The sequence below is a fragment of the uncultured Actinomyces sp. genome (genome assembly GCF_963542285.1).
In the GTDB taxonomy this organism is placed as follows: domain Bacteria; phylum Actinomycetota; class Actinomycetes; order Actinomycetales; family Actinomycetaceae; genus Pauljensenia.
On the sequence record NZ_CAUTWQ010000001.1, the window covers coordinates 35,902 to 52,635 of the forward strand.

Annotated in this window: 15 protein-coding genes; 9 read left to right on the top strand and 6 right to left on the bottom strand. The window is 55.9% G+C overall.

Features of this window, described 5'->3' with window-relative positions; genetic code table 11:
• Nucleotides 1-106 precede the first annotated feature (106 nt).
• The 6 genes from clpX to RW023_RS00230 all read left to right on the top strand — a co-directional run bounded on the left by clpX (nucleotide 107) and on the right by RW023_RS00230 (nucleotide 5,259).
• Nucleotides 107-1,360 carry an ATP-dependent Clp protease ATP-binding subunit ClpX gene (clpX, locus tag RW023_RS00205; RefSeq protein WP_315579329.1) on the top strand — a complete coding sequence of 418 codons (1,254 nt, stop codon included), beginning with the start codon at nucleotides 107-109 and terminating at the stop codon, nucleotides 1,358-1,360.
• A gap of 16 nt (nucleotides 1,361-1,376) precedes the next feature.
• Complete coding sequence (locus RW023_RS00210; protein ID WP_315579330.1) at nucleotides 1,377-1,688, top strand: chorismate mutase; 312 nt, start codon at nucleotides 1,377-1,379, stop codon at nucleotides 1,686-1,688.
• A 103-nt stretch (nucleotides 1,689-1,791) separates the two neighbouring features.
• Nucleotides 1,792-2,283, top strand: a complete 492-nt coding sequence (locus RW023_RS00215) for a hypothetical protein (RefSeq protein WP_315579331.1) — start codon at nucleotides 1,792-1,794, stop codon at nucleotides 2,281-2,283.
• Between the two features lie 71 nt (nucleotides 2,284-2,354).
• Nucleotides 2,355-3,368, top strand: coding sequence for a peptidoglycan-binding protein (locus RW023_RS00220; protein WP_315579499.1), 1,014 nt, complete (start codon nucleotides 2,355-2,357; stop codon nucleotides 3,366-3,368).
• Nucleotides 3,365-4,054: an ABC transporter ATP-binding protein gene (locus tag RW023_RS00225; RefSeq protein WP_291457851.1), complete on the top strand. Its 690-nt coding sequence runs from the start codon at nucleotides 3,365-3,367 to the stop codon at nucleotides 4,052-4,054. Before RW023_RS00220 ends, RW023_RS00225 begins: the two co-directional genes overlap by 4 nt.
• Nucleotides 4,055-4,143: 89 nt before the next feature.
• Nucleotides 4,144-5,259: an ABC transporter permease gene (locus RW023_RS00230; protein ID WP_315579500.1), complete on the top strand. Its 1,116-nt coding sequence runs from the start codon at nucleotides 4,144-4,146 to the stop codon at nucleotides 5,257-5,259.
• A 106-nt stretch (nucleotides 5,260-5,365) separates the two neighbouring features.
• On the opposite strand, the gene RW023_RS00235 is transcribed toward RW023_RS00230, so the two are convergent.
• The gene (locus RW023_RS00235; protein WP_315579332.1) at nucleotides 5,366-7,291 is read right to left on the bottom strand and encodes an AMP-dependent synthetase/ligase; all 1,926 of its coding nucleotides are present in this window, start codon (nucleotides 7,289-7,291) and stop codon (nucleotides 5,366-5,368) included.
• A 4-nt stretch (nucleotides 7,292-7,295) separates the two neighbouring features.
• The gene (locus tag RW023_RS00240) at nucleotides 7,296-9,170 is read right to left on the bottom strand and encodes a chloride channel protein (protein WP_315579333.1); all 1,875 of its coding nucleotides are present in this window, start codon (nucleotides 9,168-9,170) and stop codon (nucleotides 7,296-7,298) included.
• 229 nt (nucleotides 9,171-9,399) lie between these two features.
• Between RW023_RS00240 and RW023_RS00245 the strand changes: the two genes are divergently transcribed.
• Nucleotides 9,400-10,389: a malate dehydrogenase gene (locus RW023_RS00245; RefSeq protein ID WP_315579334.1), complete on the top strand. Its 990-nt coding sequence runs from the start codon at nucleotides 9,400-9,402 to the stop codon at nucleotides 10,387-10,389.
• A gap of 155 nt (nucleotides 10,390-10,544) precedes the next feature.
• Here the strand turns inward: RW023_RS00245 and RW023_RS00250 are convergent, their stop codons facing one another.
• Genes RW023_RS00250 through RW023_RS00265 form a run of 4 tightly spaced genes read right to left on the bottom strand, consistent with a single transcriptional unit; the run spans nucleotide 10,545 to nucleotide 14,156 of the window.
• Nucleotides 10,545-11,393 (bottom strand): metal ABC transporter permease, encoded by an 849-nt coding sequence (locus tag RW023_RS00250; RefSeq protein WP_315579335.1) that lies wholly within the window; start codon nucleotides 11,391-11,393, stop codon nucleotides 10,545-10,547.
• Nucleotides 11,387-12,235, bottom strand: coding sequence for a metal ABC transporter permease (locus tag RW023_RS00255; protein WP_315579336.1), 849 nt, complete (start codon nucleotides 12,233-12,235; stop codon nucleotides 11,387-11,389). The genes RW023_RS00250 and RW023_RS00255 overlap by 7 nt, the downstream gene beginning before the upstream one ends.
• Nucleotides 12,228-12,977: a metal ABC transporter ATP-binding protein gene (locus tag RW023_RS00260; protein WP_315579337.1), complete on the bottom strand. Its 750-nt coding sequence runs from the start codon at nucleotides 12,975-12,977 to the stop codon at nucleotides 12,228-12,230. The genes RW023_RS00255 and RW023_RS00260 overlap by 8 nt, the downstream gene beginning before the upstream one ends.
• Before the next feature lie 9 nt (nucleotides 12,978-12,986).
• Nucleotides 12,987-14,156, bottom strand: a complete 1,170-nt coding sequence (locus RW023_RS00265) for a metal ABC transporter substrate-binding protein (protein WP_315579338.1) — start codon at nucleotides 14,154-14,156, stop codon at nucleotides 12,987-12,989.
• A gap of 224 nt (nucleotides 14,157-14,380) precedes the next feature.
• On the opposite strand from RW023_RS00265, the gene glyA reads away from it, so the two are divergent.
• A complete protein-coding gene (gene glyA, locus RW023_RS00270) occupies nucleotides 14,381-15,670 on the top strand; it encodes a serine hydroxymethyltransferase (RefSeq protein ID WP_315579339.1) in 1,290 nt (429 codons plus the stop codon).
• Complete coding sequence (locus tag RW023_RS00275; protein WP_315579340.1) at nucleotides 15,667-16,569, top strand: bifunctional methylenetetrahydrofolate dehydrogenase/methenyltetrahydrofolate cyclohydrolase; 903 nt, start codon at nucleotides 15,667-15,669, stop codon at nucleotides 16,567-16,569. Before glyA ends, RW023_RS00275 begins: the two co-directional genes overlap by 4 nt.
• Nucleotides 16,570-16,734 lie beyond the last annotated feature (165 nt).

Here is a 16,734-nt window from a genome sequence, read left to right on the forward strand (position 1 = left end):
GTCTTACACTACGGATTCCGCGCGTCAATTCGCTGTTAGGGACCGTGTGAATTAGGCTAGATTCCAGTAAAAGCCCACTTTTTGGGATAGTTTTCAGGAGGCGCAGGTGAGTCGTTTAACCGACGGAGCAGAGGCCCTGAAGTGCTCGTTCTGTGGAAAGAGCCAGAAACAGGTCCGCAAGCTCATTGGTGGATCCGGTGTCTACATCTGCAATGAGTGCGTCGACCTTTGTAATGAAATCATCGCCGAGGACTCTGAGCCGACAAACCAGCCTTCATCTCTCCCTCTACCCAAGCCTCGCGAAATCTATAACTTCCTTGACTCCTGGGTAATCGGCCAGGATCGAGCGAAGCGTGCGCTTTCAGTGGCCGTGTACAACCATTACAAGCGCGTCCGTTCGCGCGAGGCCGGCAATGAAGAAGATATGTATGGCACGAAGTCAAATATCTTGCTTCTCGGTCCTACGGGTACTGGTAAGACTCACTTGGCGCGCTGCTTGGCTCGACTTTTGGATGTTCCCTTCGCCATCGTGGATGCGACAGCTCTGACCGAGGCCGGCTACGTGGGTGAAGACGTTGAGAACATCTTGCTCCGCTTGATCCAAGAAGCCGGCGGAGATATCAAGAAGGCCGAGCGCGGAATCATCTACGTTGATGAAATCGACAAGATTGGCCGCAAGGGTGAAAACGCGTCGATTACTCGCGATGTTTCAGGTGAAGGCGTGCAGCAGGCTCTTCTGAAGATTATCGAAGGAACGGTGGCCTCGGTGCCTCCGCAGGGTGGCCGCAAGCACCCGCATCAGCAATTCCTTGAGATCGATACCTCGGGAATCCTCTTCATTGCTGCCGGCGCATTCGCAGGAATTGAAGAAATCGTCAAAGCTCGTCTGGGCCAGCGTTCCACCGGTTTCGGTTCGGAATTGAAGTCTTCTGCTGAAATGGGTGACCTTTACGAATCTGTCACCGCCGAAGACCTTCACAAATTCGGCATGATTCCGGAATTTATTGGTCGTCTTCCCGTGCTGACCTCGACTAAGGAACTTTCTGAGGAAGATCTGGTTCGAGTATTGACTGAGCCCAAGAATTGCTTGGTCTCGCAGTATCAGCACCTCTTCGAGCTCGATGGCATTTCCTTGGAGTTCACTCACGAGGCTTTGCTGGCCATCGCGGAGCTGGCGAACAAGCGTAAGACGGGGGCGCGAGGCCTTTCTTCCGTTATGGAAGCAACTTTATCGGATTTGATGTTTGACCTTCCCTCGCGTGATGACGTCTCCCGTGTCCTTGTCACTCGCGAGGCTGTGCTTGGACAGGGAAGTGCTGAATTGTACGAGGCCGAACCCGCTTCCGTACAGAGCGCCTAAGTAGGTTGGGGGAGTAGTGGCAGAGAATCGGCTACCGAGCGAACTGATCGAAGCGCGTAAAACGATCGATAACATCGATGCTGCTCTGATTCACATCCTTGCGGAGCGCTTCCGTTGCACTCAAAAAGTGGGTGTTATTAAAGCGGTTCATGAGCTTCCACCCGCTGATCCCGCCCGAGAACAGGTCCAGATTGCACGTCTTCGGGCGCTCGCTGCAGAATCTGGTCTGGATCCAGATTTTGCCGAAAAGTTTTTGAACTTTATGGTTAAAGAAGTTATTCGTCACCACGAGGATATTAAGGCCGCGTACTCGCAGTCAGAATTGTGATCTTTTCATCCTTAATGGGATTGATTCTCACAAGCTCCTGATGTAGGATGTTATCAATTCGTTATCAAACGATGCGAAAACGTTATAAACAACAGGAGATTCGATGCAGAATCCTCGTCCCTCCCGTCGGCTTGCGCTGTGTGCGCTCGCCCTGACCTTCTTCCTCGCATCCTGCAGTCAAGGAGGAACAACCTCATCCCAAACAACACAGGCGCACGGTAAAGGCTCGGCAAGCACAGCCAGCGCGGCCTCGTCCTCTCCAAAAGACGCAAATATTGCATTCGGACAATGTATGCGGGCACAGGGTTACGATGTCCCCGATACCGGCCTTACTCCCGATCAGTTCAACGACACTTCCGATGCATTTAACGGTGCGATCAACAAGTGTATGCAAGAGGTTTCTTCTCTGGTCGGAGAGCAAGATGACCTCACCAATGATGCTGCTACACGCCAGGCGCTGGTGAAGGGGGCACAGTGCCTCAGGGATCTTGGCTATGACGTCAAAGACCCCAAGCCCGGCGAAGGTGTCAGTATCGAAAATATCCCCACTGATGCCGTCAATAAGTGCTTCGGGAACCCCAGGGGTGGACAGTGAAAATCCTTCCTTGCGCCTCATCGCGTCGCGGTGGTGCACGTGTCCTAGCTGCCGCGATTGCACTCACATGTATGAGCGGTTGCGCACATAACTCTGGAGCATCCTCTGATGTAGCTGGATACTCGGGAGCAAGCGCCGAGATTACCCGCGGTGATCTGATCGGCGAAACAACAGTCCAGGGAACCCTTCACTACGCGGACTCCTACATACAGAAATCTGCCTTCGATGGTGTGATCACGGCTCTTCCCACTCCGGGTTCGACGATCAAACTCGGCGAACGCATCTACACAGTTGGAGGACAGAGCTCCTATCTGCTGCGTGGAAACACGCCTGCGTGGCGTACTTTTGAAAGTGGAATGAGCGACGGTGAAGACGTCAAACAATTAGAAGAGTCTCTTGCACAGTTGGGATATTTCTCGGCAGAAGCCGACTCTCACTTCGATTGGCGCACTCAAGCGGCGATCAGCCAATGGCAGAAGTCCTTGGGTGTTACACGCGATGGAGTCCTTCCGCTGGGGCAGGTTCTCTTCGCTTCGGAAGACCTTCGAATCGGCGCACTCAAAGCGCGGGTTGGAGATAGTGCCGCAAATGGAACGGAACTCTTTGCGGCCTCGTCTTCCAGGCAGATTATTTCGGCAAATCTCAAACTTTCTGATCAGGCACTCGGTGTCGTTGGGAGCGCGGTGACGATTCGTCTTCCGGGAGCGCAAACAACGAAGGGCTCAATTTCCTCTGTCGAGCCGCCAAAAGAAAAAACCAGCTCAGAGGGTACGGATCAGCAGGGAGCCACAAAGGATCGCATTATCCCGATCACTGTGACCCCCGATGATCCTTCAGCGACAGAGAAGCTCCAAGAGGCCTCGGTGTCGCTGGGTATTACCTCGCAAACGAAGAAGGACGTCCTTTCTGTGCCGCTGGGTGCTCTGGTGGCCATTACGCCTGATCAATTCGGAGTCGAGGTTATCGGTGACGATGGAAAGACGGTTCGCGTTCCTGTGCAGACAGGTTTATTCGCTGGGGATCGCGTTGAAGTCACCTCTGATGATCTGCACGAGGGACAACGCGTGGTGGTGCCGAACCGATGAATTCACTGCTAGAAGTGCGCGAAGTTCGTCGCTCATATGGATCGCCGCCGGTTAACGCGTGCGACGGAGTGAGTCTCAGCGTCAGCAGGGGAGAATTCGTCGCAATCGTCGGCCCGTCGGGGTCTGGGAAATCAACCCTGTTGAACCTGATTGGTACCCTCGATCGGCCCGATTCCGGTTCGGTAATGATCGATGGTATGGATGTTTCTTCCCTCAATGATGCTGAACTATCGGGTGTTCGTGCTTCTCTCATTGGGTTTGTTTTCCAGCAATTTCACCTCTCTCCGGGAGTGAGCGCCTTGGACAACGTTGCCGACGGTCTTCTTTATCGTGGGATTCCACGGGCGCAGCGCCGTGAAAAAGCGCGTGAAGCCCTAGAAAAAGTTGGGCTCGGTCACCGTATTGAGCATCGTCCCCATCAAATGTCTGGAGGCGAGCGCCAACGCGTTGCGATCGCACGAGCTCTTGTCGGGGAGCCGGCTCTTCTCTTGGCCGATGAACCCACAGGAAATCTTGATTCGCGTTCGGGGGATGCAATCGTTTCGCTTCTTCGCGAGTTGAACGATGCGGGGACGACCATCATCGTTATTACTCACGACAATGATCTTGCTGCTTCACTGCCCAGACAAATCATGATCCGTGATGGTCGGGTTGTCTCAGACTCCGGTAGTGAGGTGATCTTGTGAGCGGCGACAAAACTCAGGTTGTCCATTCCTCGCGTCTACGAGGCAGCGATGTTGCGCGCCTTGGGGTCAGTGGTTTGCGAGCGCGGCCAATGCGTGCCGTTTTGTCCGCTTTGGGGATTGCCATCGGTATCGCTGCGATGGTCGGCGTTGTTGGGGTTTCTGCTTCCTCTCAAGCTCAGCTTCATGAGCAGCTTCAGGCTCTTGGGACCAACATGCTGACAGCTCGTTCTGGCGCAGATCTATCGGGAGCCAATCTTGTCCTCCCTGAAGACTCAGTCGGTCGAATTCGGATGATTCCAGGCGTGAAGGACGCCTCTTCAACCTCTACGCTCTCGGGTGTTTCGGTGTATCGCTCACGCCTGATTGACCCGAATGCAACGGGCGGAATCCTGACGATGGCTGCTCCGACTAACCTCCTTGACGTTGTGTCGGGAAAAATCGCTCGCGGAGCTTGGTTGAATGAAGCGACATCGCAGTATCCGGGAGTGGTTTTGGGAGCCCAGACTGCCAGCCTCTTGGGCGTGAACAGTCCGGGCGGTCAGGTCTGGCTTGGGAATACTTCCTTTACGGTGCTGGGGATTCTTGAACCGGCACCTTTGGCAGAAGAACTCGATCATGCAGCCCTCATTGGTATACCTATTGCCCAGAAGCTGTTTGGCGCAGGCCAAACGCCAACGACGCTCTATGAGCGCTCTGAGGATTCTCAGGTCGAGCAGGTCAGAGAATTGCTTGGCCCAACCCTTGCCCCACAGGGCGCAACTGGGCTGAAAGTTTCACGTCCTTCAGATGCCCTTGCCGCGCAAAATGCTGCGGATCAGACTCTGACAACTCTGCTTGCGGGGGTTGGATCGATCGCGCTGCTTGTGGGTGGAATCGGGGTTGCGAACACCATGATTATCTCGGTGCTAGAAAGGCGCCGAGAGATTGGACTGAGGCGCTCACTGGGGGCGCGTCGTGGGCACATCTGCATCCAATTCCTTGCCGAGGCCTTGATCCTCTCCTTCCTCGGTGGCTGCGTTGGGTGCGTCATTGGAGCACTTGTCACCTGGGGGATGTGCATCGCATACGGCTGGCCCGTCACCATCGCCTGGTATGTCATAGCCGCAGGTTTGGGTGCTCCCTTGGCGATTGGAGCAGTCGCGGGACTTTATCCTGCCCTGCGTGCGGCTCACACGCCGCCAACCGCTGCTCTGGCCTCGCAATAAGAAGAACCCGGTGCATCGCTTCTCCTCAAGCGATGCACCGGGTAGAGCTGTGAATTCGTTGGTGATCTGGGGGCTGGGCATGTGTATGACGCGCTTGCCCAGCTCCTTATACGCTTTGGACAGGACCCCCGTAGATGCTGTCAATCACCTCTGCATAGCGCTGAAGAACTGCCTTGCGTTTGACCTTGAGCGAGGGGGTGAGGAGTCCATTTGCCTCGGTGAAATCGCTTGTGAGGACGTGGATCTTTCGAATCGATTCTGCGCGTGAAACATGTTCATTCGCACGCTCAACGGCACGTTCCAGAGCTGAAAGGACCTCGATGTTCGTGGCAGCCTCGCTGATTGACATGGGAGGCAATCCGTGGTTTTTGAGCCACAATTGAAGCATTTCCGGGTCGAGAGTGATGAGTGCCGAAATGAAGGGACGCTTATCGCCCACAACAATCACCTGTGAGATCAAAGGATGCCCACGCAAGGGGTCTTCCAGTGATGCTGGTGCGACGTTCTTCCCACCGGCAGTGACGATAATGTCTTTTGCGCGACCCGTAATTCGGACGTAGCCATCGCGGTCAAGCGAACCTAAATCACCGCTCTTAAACCAACCGTCCTCGGTAAAGGCCTCGGCAGTGGCCTCGGGATTGTTGTGGTAGCCGCGGAAAACCGATGGCCCCTTAATGAGGATTTCTCCTTCTTCGGAGATACGTACCGAAAGGGGAGGAAGCGCTGGCCCAACGGTACCGATCTTTGACAAGCGGGGTGTGTTTACGGAAAGAGGACCCACAGTTTCTGTAAGTCCGTAGCCTTCCAAAACGGGAAGTCCAAGTCCGGTATAGAAATGGGCAAGTCTTTGCGTTAGGGGAGCACCACCGGAGATGATGTAGTGAGCGTTGCCGCCGACAAGCTGCAGAATCTTTGAATAAACCAAGCGAGTAGCGGCAGCGTGCTGCATCTTCAGGCGGCGTGAGGGGCCTTCGGGAGTTTCAAGTGCCTGGGAGTATTCGACAGCCACGTTCGCAGCCCAGCGGAAAATCTTTTGCTTTCCGCCGCGACCAGCTTTCGCATCGGCAGAGTTGTAAATCTTTTCAAGGACACGAGGAACAACAAGCAGATAAGAAGGTTTGAAAGTTGCCAGGTCCGAGAGCAGATTCTTGATATCAGGGGTGTGGCCAAGGACTCCTTCGCCACTGAGCTGGAATACCTGGAGGAAGCGCGCGAAAACATGGGCGAGGGGAAGGAAAAGGAGCAAACGTGAATCTTGCCCCATGGCAATTTCAGGCATCCATGCGTGGGAGTTGAGCGCGAGCTCAGTGAAATTGCCGTGGGTGATTTCAGTGCCCTTCGGGCGTCCCGTTGTCCCCGATGTGTAAACAATCGTCGCCAGGGTCTCGGTAGTCAGTGCTTGAGTTCGGGCTGCAACAGACGCGCGGGGCACTGTGATACCCGCATCTTGGATAGTCTGCATTGCTTCCGCGTCAAGGGAGAGCACGGTGATGTCATCTTTACCAAGACGGTGACATGCATCTAGTGCCAATTCGCGCTGGGTGACTGTTTCCGTTACTACGGCACGGACATCTGCATCTTTGATGATGTACTCAATCTGCTCGCCCGAGGATGTTTCATAAATCGGAACAGGGAGTAACCCCGCGGTCCATGCGGCAAAGTCTAGGAGCGTCCACTCGTAGCGCGTTCGTGACATGATCGCGATTGCATCACCATAGTTAAGGCCCAGACCAATGAGTCCGGCTGCGGTGGTCTGGACATCTTCGTAGAACTCTGCAGCAGTCATGTTCTGCCACGTTGAACCCATTTCGAGCTTGCGTGCAATCAGCGGGCGTCGGGGTGCATGCTGGACGCGCTTGGCTAAAAGATGGGGGATTGTTGTGTGCTCGTCAATACGAACCAGGACGGGCGCGTGCCACTCTAAGGCATGGGTTTCACCGTCGATAACGTCTTCGTTACCTGAGGCGGGTTCTGTGGGCAAAACGCCGGTATTCTCGGCTGGAAGTTCCGGGTGTGCGGGTGTTTCAGACATGCCTTCAGTCTACCTGTCCAGAAGCGTGAGAATGGTGTTCTTTCCAACGAGATCCCCATGATGTTTGATGTCCTGCTGCGATTGCACGCTTCTGTTGCGCAGCAATCTTCTTCACAAGGCTCTGTTGGGTAATCCATCCCAAAAGATGAGGAGTGGTGGGATCCTCATCCACGACTGCGAGCGCCCAGGGGTTATCGTCTTCACTCATACGAGAAAGGATGAGGGAGGGAGGCGCTGACAGCGGGAGTGAACAAGACGTATCTAGAGCAAGAGAGGAGATTCGTGTGTGTAGGGGGAGTCCGCGTGAAAGGAAAGAACTCAATTCATGTGCAGTGAGCATCCCCAAGTACCGGGGCTGATCGCGATAGCGGTCTGTCGCGGCGATGACAGGAAGAGACGGGGCAGAGGCTGCTTGGAAATACTCCTGCGCCTGTAGAAGCGTCATGTCATCAGTTAATACTCGGCTTGGCTTTGTCATGAGTTGACGCGCGCTTCGGCGGCCAAGCAGGGTGTCGTCGACGGGTTCGTGGAGGACGTCACCTCGGCGACGAAGCTTCTCTGTGTAGATCGTTGAACGGGTAAAAAGCCGCGAAGTGAAGGTCGCAATGATGACAGCGAGCATCATTGGCAAAACCAAAGAATATTGACCGGTCATCTCGACGATGATGAGAACCGCGGTCATTGGTGCGCGTGCTGCTCCAGCAAAAGCTGCTCCCATTCCGATGACCCCAAAGATCGCGCTTTGAGAAACTGCCCAAGGGGAAACGAGCTGGCCGAAGATCATCCCCGTCATTGCTCCCATAAAGAGTGTTGGGGCAAAAACGCCTCCTGATCCGCCGATACCAATGGTGTAGGAGGTATAGAGAATTCTTCCGACTAATAGAAGAGCAAGGAAAGGTATCGAATAAGAGCCAAAAATCGCGGAAATTTCGATGGGGTAGCCCGAACCGTACATGTAGGGAAAAGCGATGAGTGCGGCTCCCAGAGCGATGCTCAAGACCCCTGCGCGGCACCAGTTAGGGAGGGGAATATGCGACCAGAGAGCATCAATCCAGTCCTCGCTGAGATAAAGGAACTTTGAGAAAGCGAGTCCGACGAGTCCCGCGATGACACCGAGGATGGCGACCCAAGTGATATCAGGAAGTGACTGCAGGGGGAAAGTCCCACCTAAATCAATGAGGGGGTGATCGCCAACGGCGGCCCGCGTGACCAATGAGGCAAGGACAGAGGAAACGACAACGTAGCCAAAGGCCTCGGCAGTGAATTGGGTGAGGATTACCTCCAAAGCAAAGAAAGCACCGGCTAGGGGAGCATGGAAAGTCGCTGCGATTCCCGCGCCACTACCGCAGGCTGCTAGAAGGATCACTCGTTCCTTGGGAAGACGCAGGAGTGAAGCAAAAGAGGAACCTAAAGATGCGCCAATCTGGACGATTGGGCCCTCTCGGCCTGCAGAACCGCCTCCTCCGATGGTGAGGGCAGAAGCGAGTAGTTTGACGACTGCGACTTTTGCGGGGATATATCCCCCTTTTTTCTGGACGGCCAGCATGACCTCGGGAATCCCGTGTCCCTTTGCAGAAGGGGCAAAACGTGAGATGAGCGGGCCGTAAATGAAAGCCGAGATTACGGGAGCGATGAGGAGGAATATCCAGGCCGGAATGCCGAGGCGTCCGTGTGCCTGGCCGATGTGCTGCGTGTAGTCCCAGTACCCGGTACTGACCCAGGTCCACGCGCCAATCATGAGATTGAAGAGGACTGCTGCGGATCCAGCAATTGTGCCGACGATTGCTGCGGCAATAGCAAGCGCGCTTCTATGCGCGGTGCACATGCGGCCGATGCGCGAAGCGAAGGTGTTAGGGGCTGAAGTCTGAGGATCGCTCACTTAGACATAGTAGGTCCACTGACCTGCAGCTGAGTGGGACTTGGGTGTTTGTGAATCACTAAAAGATTTTCTGTGATGGAGATCATAGGGAGAAATGGTGGATTCCTGTCCTACTTGGGACTGCTGACACCGCGAATTACTCCTTCGAGGCAATAGGCTTGAGGAGTAACGATCATCAGGTCGTTGCGGCGAAGGATAGCCGCACGAAATAACTGAAGGAGTGCCCACAATGGCAGAACCTCGTATTGTCACCGTCACCGGTGCAGCCGGAAACATCGGTTACGCCCTTCTTTTCCGCATCGCTTCGGGAGCCGTGTTCGGTCCGGATACTCCCGTTAAGCTCAACCTGCTGGAGATCCCCCAGGGCGTGAAGGCCGCTGAGGGCACCGCAATGGAGCTTGATGACTGTGCATTCCCGCTGCTCGCAGGCGTGGATATCTACGATGATCCCAAGGCCGCATTCCAGGGCACCAACGCTGCCTTCCTGGTTGGCGCAATGCCTCGTCGTGCAGGCATGGAGCGTGCTGACCTCCTCGAGGCCAACGCCGGCATCTTCGGTCCTCAGGGCAAGGCCATCAACGACGGCGCTGCTGAAGATGTGCGCGTTCTGGTCGTTGGCAACCCGGCCAACACCAACGCCACCATCGCTGCTCACGCAGCAGGCGACGTTCCCGCATCGCGCTTCACCGCCATGATGCGTCTGGACCACAACCGTGCAATCTCGCAGCTGGCACACAAGACCGGTGCTGCTGTTGCCGACGTGAAGAACCTGGTCGTGTGGGGCAACCACTCCGCAGATCAGTACCCCGACGTCTCCTACGCAACTGTTGCAGGCAAGGCAGCAAGCGAGCTTGTTGACGAGGCCTGGCTTGCAGATTACTTCCGTCCGACCGTTGCCAAGCGCGGCGCAGCGATCATTGAGGCACGCGGTGCATCCTCTGCTGCATCTGCCGCAAATGCCGCAATCGATCACATGCACGATTGGGTACTGGGAACCCCCGCCGGAGAGTTCACCACCGCTGCAATCATGTCCGATGGCCAGCACTACGGTGTTCCCGCAGGCCTGTGCTTCGGCTTCCCCGTCACCTCCGATGGTGGCGAGTGGAAGGTTGTCGAGGGCCTCGAGGTCTCCGATTCAACTCGTGCAGGTATCGAGCACAACATTGCTGCTCTCCAAGACGAATACGACACCGTGAAGCAGCTTGGCTTCATTAAGTGAAGTTCACTGAGATTTCTAGTGTGATCAAGGGGTTGTTTATCTGATTTCTTGATCCACTGGCTGAAGGGGCGCCGCAGTGCGGCGCCCCTTTTGCTGAGTAAGAGGCATGTTTTCATGCCTCATTGTGGTTGTATCACGCACTGCTGCGCGGGGTGTTAGTAGGCTTTCGGCCTCGATGACAGAGCCTCCCAGGTCACGCACCCACAGAAGAAAATTCCTGCCGCTAAAGCAATGCATCCGCCCGTTGATAGCTCGAGAATAAGGGAAATGGCGAAACCGCAGGCAGAAATTGCAAGAGCTGCGAGCACTGAAGCGACCATTAAGACTCCGGGCCGGGCGATAAAACGCATCAAACCGGCACTTGGCGCAATTAGCAAAGCCAAGGGGAGAAGGGTGCCCACCGCGGGAATCATCACGATGACACAAACTGTGATAACAGCAGAGATAAGCGCGTCGGTTAGCGCAAAGGCGCTGGGAGAGGAACGAAAGGCTGCTCGGTATCCCTGTGCGTCGAAAGACAAGAGGAGAATGTGGCGTCCGCGTAGCCCGAGAAGACAGAGCGCGCCAAGCGTTGCTGCACCGGCCAATGCAATATCCATTGGAGTAACGGTCATGATTGACCCCGTGAGGAAACTCGAAATCTGCAAGGGCAGGGGAGCAAACCACTTCGAGAGGAAATAGCCCAAGGCAAAACTGAAGGTCAAGACGACTCCGGCAGCAGCTCCGCCCGAGACTCCGGGGATTCGTGTCAGTGCGCTCATCAATGCAGAAAGAGGCAAGCATAATCCCAATGCGCCCAAGAATACGCAGAGCGCAAGAATACTGTGATCCCTGGTGAAAACGGATGCGCACACGACACCGATTACCGCGCCTGGAAAGGCTCCGTGCGTGATTGACTCTGCGAAGAATACGCGCCCGCGCAGGACGGTCATCGTCCCAACGATTCCGGAGAGAATTCCTAGCAGCGCCAGTTCTAACAGAGGAAGGAGAAGGATCGCTAACATGTCCGAACTCTCTTTCGCGCGCCGTGTATACCGACGATGAGTGCGCACAGAGCCACCTGGGTAAGAGCAACCGAGGCTTGAGGTGACGTAGGCCTGGAAAGGGGAACTAGGAGAGTTACCATCCCCAGTGCCCCACCCGCGCAGGAAAGAAGTACCGAATAGGCCAGCATCTGCCTCGGCGATGAGGAGAGGAGACGCGCGGCGAGTGCGGGGACAATGAGGTACCCGACGACCAAAAGAACACCGATTGCCGAGGCTCCCGCGACGACGATTGCGCACATCGCGGCGTTGAGGCAGACATCGCACAGCGTCGTGGGTACTCGCGCGGCGAGTGCTCCCGCACTGTCAAAGGCGCACATGAGCTGAGCGCGCCACGAAAGAACGACTAGGACGCAGGCAAAAAGGCAAAAGACGAGGGAAATTGCCATGCGCTGGGGAGTAACTTCCAGAAGGCGGCCAAACATCAAGGCTTCCATTTGGCCCGACATATCGCCCTTTTTGAGGGAAATGATGACGCCGAGCGCGAAGAAGGAAGTCAGGACGACTGCCGCAGCGGCCTCGTGCGCACGGTGACGCATCGACCAGGTTAGTGCGGCAGCAACGAATATCGCGCAGATTCCTCCGCCTGCAGGGATCCAATCGATACCGCCAAAAACCGCACCAACGACGATCCCGGGAAAGATCGAATGGACCGAAGCCTCGGCACCGAATTGCCAGTTGCGTAGATTGACCAGGGTCCCAACCGCGCCGGCTGCAATCCCAAAGAGCACAAGGAAGAGTAGGGGGCGGAGGAAAAATGGAGATTGCCACAGGGGCGGAGCGCTTGCGATCGCGTTAAACATTGTGGATCCCGCCGAAAGCTTCATTGATGATCTCTGGACGGAAAACTTGCGAGGTTGGCCCGTAGGCGACTTGGCGCCCAGCGACGATCAGGCTCTCATCGCACACTTGAGTTGCGACCCGATAGTCATGGGTTGAAATCATGAAGGCTGTTCCCTGAGCTTTTGCTTGGCTGATGAGCGACAGAAGGGCCTCGCGGTTGGGTTCATCCAAACCGTTGAAAGGTTCATCAAGCAACACCAGGCCAGGCTTGGCAACCAAGGCTCGTGCGACCAGAACGCGCTGGCGTTGGCCGCCTGAAAGTGTCCCAAAGCGCTCGCGGGCACGCTCGGCTAAACCAATCTGTTCTAATGCTGCGCTGACCGCTTCTTTCTGTTCACGACTGAGCGGACGGAGAAGCTTTGCCTGGGGATACATTCCCATCTCGACGACCTGGTGAACAGTGATTGGGAAACTCAGGTCGATATCGCTGTTTTGTGGGACGTAGCCGAGGAAATCCAGCGGGCAGCTCAGCTTTCCGGAGATGAGTTGGGCGCTTCCCAGGAGCGCTCGCATGAGCGTTGTCTTTCCCGATCCGTTTGGGCCGATCAAGGCGAGGGCATGTCCGGGGCTGAGCGAGAGGGTGATTCCCGTCAGGACCGGTGTCTGGGAGTAGCCGATGCTGGCATTTTTGGCCGAGAAGACAGCGGAGCCAGTATCGCGGCCCTCGTCAGGCTCCGAAAACATATGAGCGTCTGCGTCCATGATGATCGCCTAACGCGTGAGCTCCGAAGGCAGGGGAGCAAGCGTTCCGTCCCATGCCTGTGTCATGGTTGTGACGTTATGAATGATCGAGCCGATGTAAGTTTCGCCTTCACTGCCCATGGGGCCAAGGGAATCTCCGTAGAGTGCGTCGTCACCGATGATGGCCTTGACTCCCGCTGCGCGTGCAATCGTTTCAATTGACTTCGAGTTATTGGAATTCTCGGCGAAAATTGCGCTCGCTCCAGATTTCTTCACTTCCTCGCTTGCCTGTGCGATGTGCTCAGCAGTTGCATCCTGCTGTTCGTTGAAATCAGACAGCGCCGCCCCGATAAAACGGATGCCGTAGCGTTTCGACAAATATCCGAAGGCGTCGTGGGAACTAAAGAGAACGCGTTTATCGGTGGGAACGCTGTCAAAGCTGGCCTTTGCCCACGCATCGAGGGAATCGATACGCTTCGCGTATTCTTCGGTTGCCGCGCTGTATGCCTCGGCGTGATCCGGGTCCGCCGCTGAGAGGAATTCTCCAATGTTGCGGACCTGAAGGGCTGCATTCGCCGGAGAGGTCCACACGTGAGGATCGTAGGCGAACTCAGGCTCGCTCTCTCCTTCTTCTGGGGGGAAAGGCCAAGGTGCGGCCTCGACAGTGTGCGTGCCGCGGGAAACAGAATAGGGGAGCTGCGCGTCACGCTGCCCCTGGCCCTGGGGATCCTTGAGGTCAGAGGCAGTGAGAACTCCCGAGGTCACTCCCATCGTTCCTTTGAAACCAGAGGCGCTCACGGCCTGATCAAGGAAATGCTCAAGGTCGACGCCCGAGACAAGCAGGACATTCGCCGAAGCAAGTGCTTGCAGTTGCTGGGGAGTCATTTCGTGCTCGTGTGCCGAGGCATTGGGGGCAAGTAGGCACGTGAGTTGCACTTTTGCGCTGGCTTGCTCGGCGGGGGCCCCGATATGAGATTGCGTGCCCGAGGCATCAGTTTTCTCGAGCGATATGGAGTTTTGCGCCGAGGGCTGCTCTGCAATTTGGGTGACGTAGTCGCAGATCTGGGTGGTGCTTGCAACTAGAGAAAGTGAGGTGGAGCCTGACTGTGAAGATGCAGTTGAGCACGAGGCGATCGAAGTTGCGCCCAGTAGGCAGGCAGCTGTGGCGGCAAGGAATGAACGCGAGTGAACGGCGGACATTGAAGTTCCTCTTCATCGGGGTGATATCTGATTATGGCTTTCTTTAGCAAAAGTTCGTATAACCGAACATTGAGAAAGGTTATCGTAACTAAGTGAATTTAGCTAGGCCTTAGTTCCCACAAAACGGACGATTTTGGACTAAGCCTCGGAAGTGGCCTCGTCGTGGGGTAAAGTAAAGGCAAAATTCGGGGACTACCCGGCTCACGACTTTGCAAGGACTCGCAATGGATACGCTCAATGACCTCCCACTGCGCCAGCTCGATCCCGAAATCCAGGCGGTTTTGGATAGCGAATTGGAACGCCAGCAGCACACGCTGGAAATGATCGCCTCGGAAAACTTTGTTCCGCGAGCGGTGCTTGAAGCGCAAGGCTCCGTCCTCACAAACAAGTACGCGGAGGGCTACCCGGGCCGTCGCTACTACGGTGGATGTGAGTTCGTTGATGTTGCGGAATCTCTGGCTATTTCACGTGCGAAGGAAGTCTTCCAAGGTGCGGACTACGTCAACGTTCAGCCTCACTCAGGTGCCCAGGCAAATGCTGCAGCCCTCATGGCAATGGCAAATGTTGGCGATACTCTGCTGGGTCTGTCCTTGGCGCACGGAGGACACCTCACTCACGGCATGCGCATCAACTTCTCGGGTAAGAACTACCACGCAGTTGGTTACGAGGTTGATCCGCAAACCATGCGCGTTGAGCCTGAACAGGTTCGCGAGGCCGCGCTTCGTGAGCGTCCCCGCGTGCTGATCGCGGGATGGTCGGCTTACCCGCGCCACCTGGACTTTGCAGCGTTCCGCGAAATTGCCGACGAGGTCGGGGCTGTGTTGTGGGTTGATATGGCCCACTTCGCGGGCTTGGTTGCCGCTGGTTTACATCCCTCACCGGTTCCTCACGCAGATATTGTGACCACGACTGTCCATAAGACTTTGGGTGGCCCGCGCTCGGGAATGATCCTCTCTTCGCGGGGGGAGCAGTGGGGCAAGAAGCTTGATAGCGCAGTCTTCCCCGGTCAACAGGGCGGTCCACTAATGCACGTCGTTGCAGCGAAGGCGATTTCCATGAAGGTTGCTCAGACCGAGGAATTCAAGGATCGTCAGCAGCGAACCCTTGACGGTGCACAGGCAATTGCCCAGCGCCTCTTGGCCCCCGATGCGCAAGCTGCGGGAATCCGCCTTGTGACGGGTGGTACCGATGTGCACCTCGTTCTGGTCGATCTTGTGAACTCTTCGCTGGATGGGCAGCAGGCAGAAGATCTGCTCCACGAGGTTGGCATTACGGTCAATCGCAATGCGGTGCCTTTCGACCCGCGACCCCCAAGGGTGACTTCCGGCCTTCGCATTGGAACTCCTGCGCTTGCAACGCGTGGTTTTAGTGTTGCTGATTTTGAAGAGGTCGGTGACATTATCGCTACCGCTCTGATTCAAGGGGCCAGTGGACAGGTGGAAGTTGAGGCTTTGCGTTCGCGGGTGCGTGCTCTGACCGATGCTCATCCTCTCTATGCGGGGCTGAATCAGTGAGAGCTCCGTGGGAAGGCGATGCTCGCGTTCTGGACGGCACAGCGTGCGCGGCTCAGATCAAGGATGAGCTTCGAGGCCGAGTCCAGGCCTTGCGGGAGCGGGGAGTAGTCCCCGGCCTTGGTACCGTCTTGGTAGGGGAAGATCCCGGTTCGGTCGCTTACGTGGCCGGTAAACATCGTGACTGCGCGGAAGTGGGTATTGAATCAATTCGCGTCGATTTACCTGCCGAGGCTTCGCAGGAGGAAATCCTTGCGGCAGTTGAAAGGCTGAACTCTGAACCTGCTTGCACAGGTTTCATTGTTCAGCTGCCACTTCCTCGCGGCGTTGACACCAATCGGATTCTCGAGGCGATCGATCCTGACAAGGATGCCGATGGCCTACACCCGACGAATCTTGGGCGACTCGTGTTGCGTGGGAGTGAAGCTATTACCTCTCCTCTGCCATGTACGCCGCGTGCTGTCATTGAATTAATTCAGCGCAATGGGATCGACCTTAATGGCGCGGATGTGTGTGTTGTAGGCCGCGGAGTGACTGTCGGTCGCTCAATTGGGCTGTTGCTCACGCGTAAAGACATCAATGCGACGGTGACAATCTGTCATACCGGAACGCGGGATCTGGCAGCGCACACGCGGGCGGCGGATATCGTTGTCGCTGCGACGGGTTATGCGGGTTTAATTACTGCGGATATGGTCCGTCCTGGAGCTGTTGTTCTTGACGTTGGCGTCTCTCGCGTGGTGGACCCAAACACTGGGAAAGCGCGTTTGATGGGAGATGTTGCTGATGGCGTTGATCGCGTTGCTTCTTGGCTGTCCCCTAATCCTGGGGGAGTTGGGCCGATGACGCGCGCGCTCCTTCTGATGAATGTTGTCGAGGCCGCGGAGCGCTGCGTGGAAGGCTGAGTATTCGCTTCGTTGATCTCTCTACACTAAAAGCCTGGGTTACCCCCAGGCTTTTAGTGTGTCATTCGTCACATGTAACGAATATTTCAGGAATATATTCTTTTGTTTACTTATCAGACAAATTCAGTTGGCCTAGTCTTGTCGATGGATTCCGCAAGAATAAGG

What these genes read in the sequence shown, in the direction of transcription:
- RW023_RS00215 (WP_315579331.1), top strand. Translation starts at nt 1,792, where the DNA reads ATGCAGAATCCTCGTCCCTCCCGTCGGCTTGCGCTGTGTGCGCTCGCC.
- RW023_RS00220 (WP_315579499.1), top strand. Translation starts at nt 2,355, where the DNA reads ATGAGCGGTTGCGCACATAACTCTGGAGCATCCTCTGATGTAGCTGGA.
- RW023_RS00225 (WP_291457851.1), top strand. Translation starts at nt 3,365, where the DNA reads ATGAATTCACTGCTAGAAGTGCGCGAAGTTCGTCGCTCATATGGATCG.
- RW023_RS00230 (WP_315579500.1), top strand. Translation starts at nt 4,144, where the DNA reads ATGCGTGCCGTTTTGTCCGCTTTGGGGATTGCCATCGGTATCGCTGCG.
- RW023_RS00235 (WP_315579332.1), bottom strand. Translation starts at nt 7,291, where the DNA reads ATGTCTGAAACACCCGCACACCCGGAACTTCCAGCCGAGAATACCGGC.
- RW023_RS00245 (WP_315579334.1), top strand. Translation starts at nt 9,400, where the DNA reads ATGGCAGAACCTCGTATTGTCACCGTCACCGGTGCAGCCGGAAACATC.
- RW023_RS00250 (WP_315579335.1), bottom strand. Translation starts at nt 11,393, where the DNA reads ATGTTAGCGATCCTTCTCCTTCCTCTGTTAGAACTGGCGCTGCTAGGA.
- RW023_RS00255 (WP_315579336.1), bottom strand. Translation starts at nt 12,235, where the DNA reads ATGTTTAACGCGATCGCAAGCGCTCCGCCCCTGTGGCAATCTCCATTT.
- RW023_RS00260 (WP_315579337.1), bottom strand. Translation starts at nt 12,977, where the DNA reads ATGGACGCAGACGCTCATATGTTTTCGGAGCCTGACGAGGGCCGCGAT.
- RW023_RS00265 (WP_315579338.1), bottom strand. Translation starts at nt 14,156, where the DNA reads ATGTCCGCCGTTCACTCGCGTTCATTCCTTGCCGCCACAGCTGCCTGC.
- glyA (WP_315579339.1), top strand. Translation starts at nt 14,381, where the DNA reads ATGGATACGCTCAATGACCTCCCACTGCGCCAGCTCGATCCCGAAATC.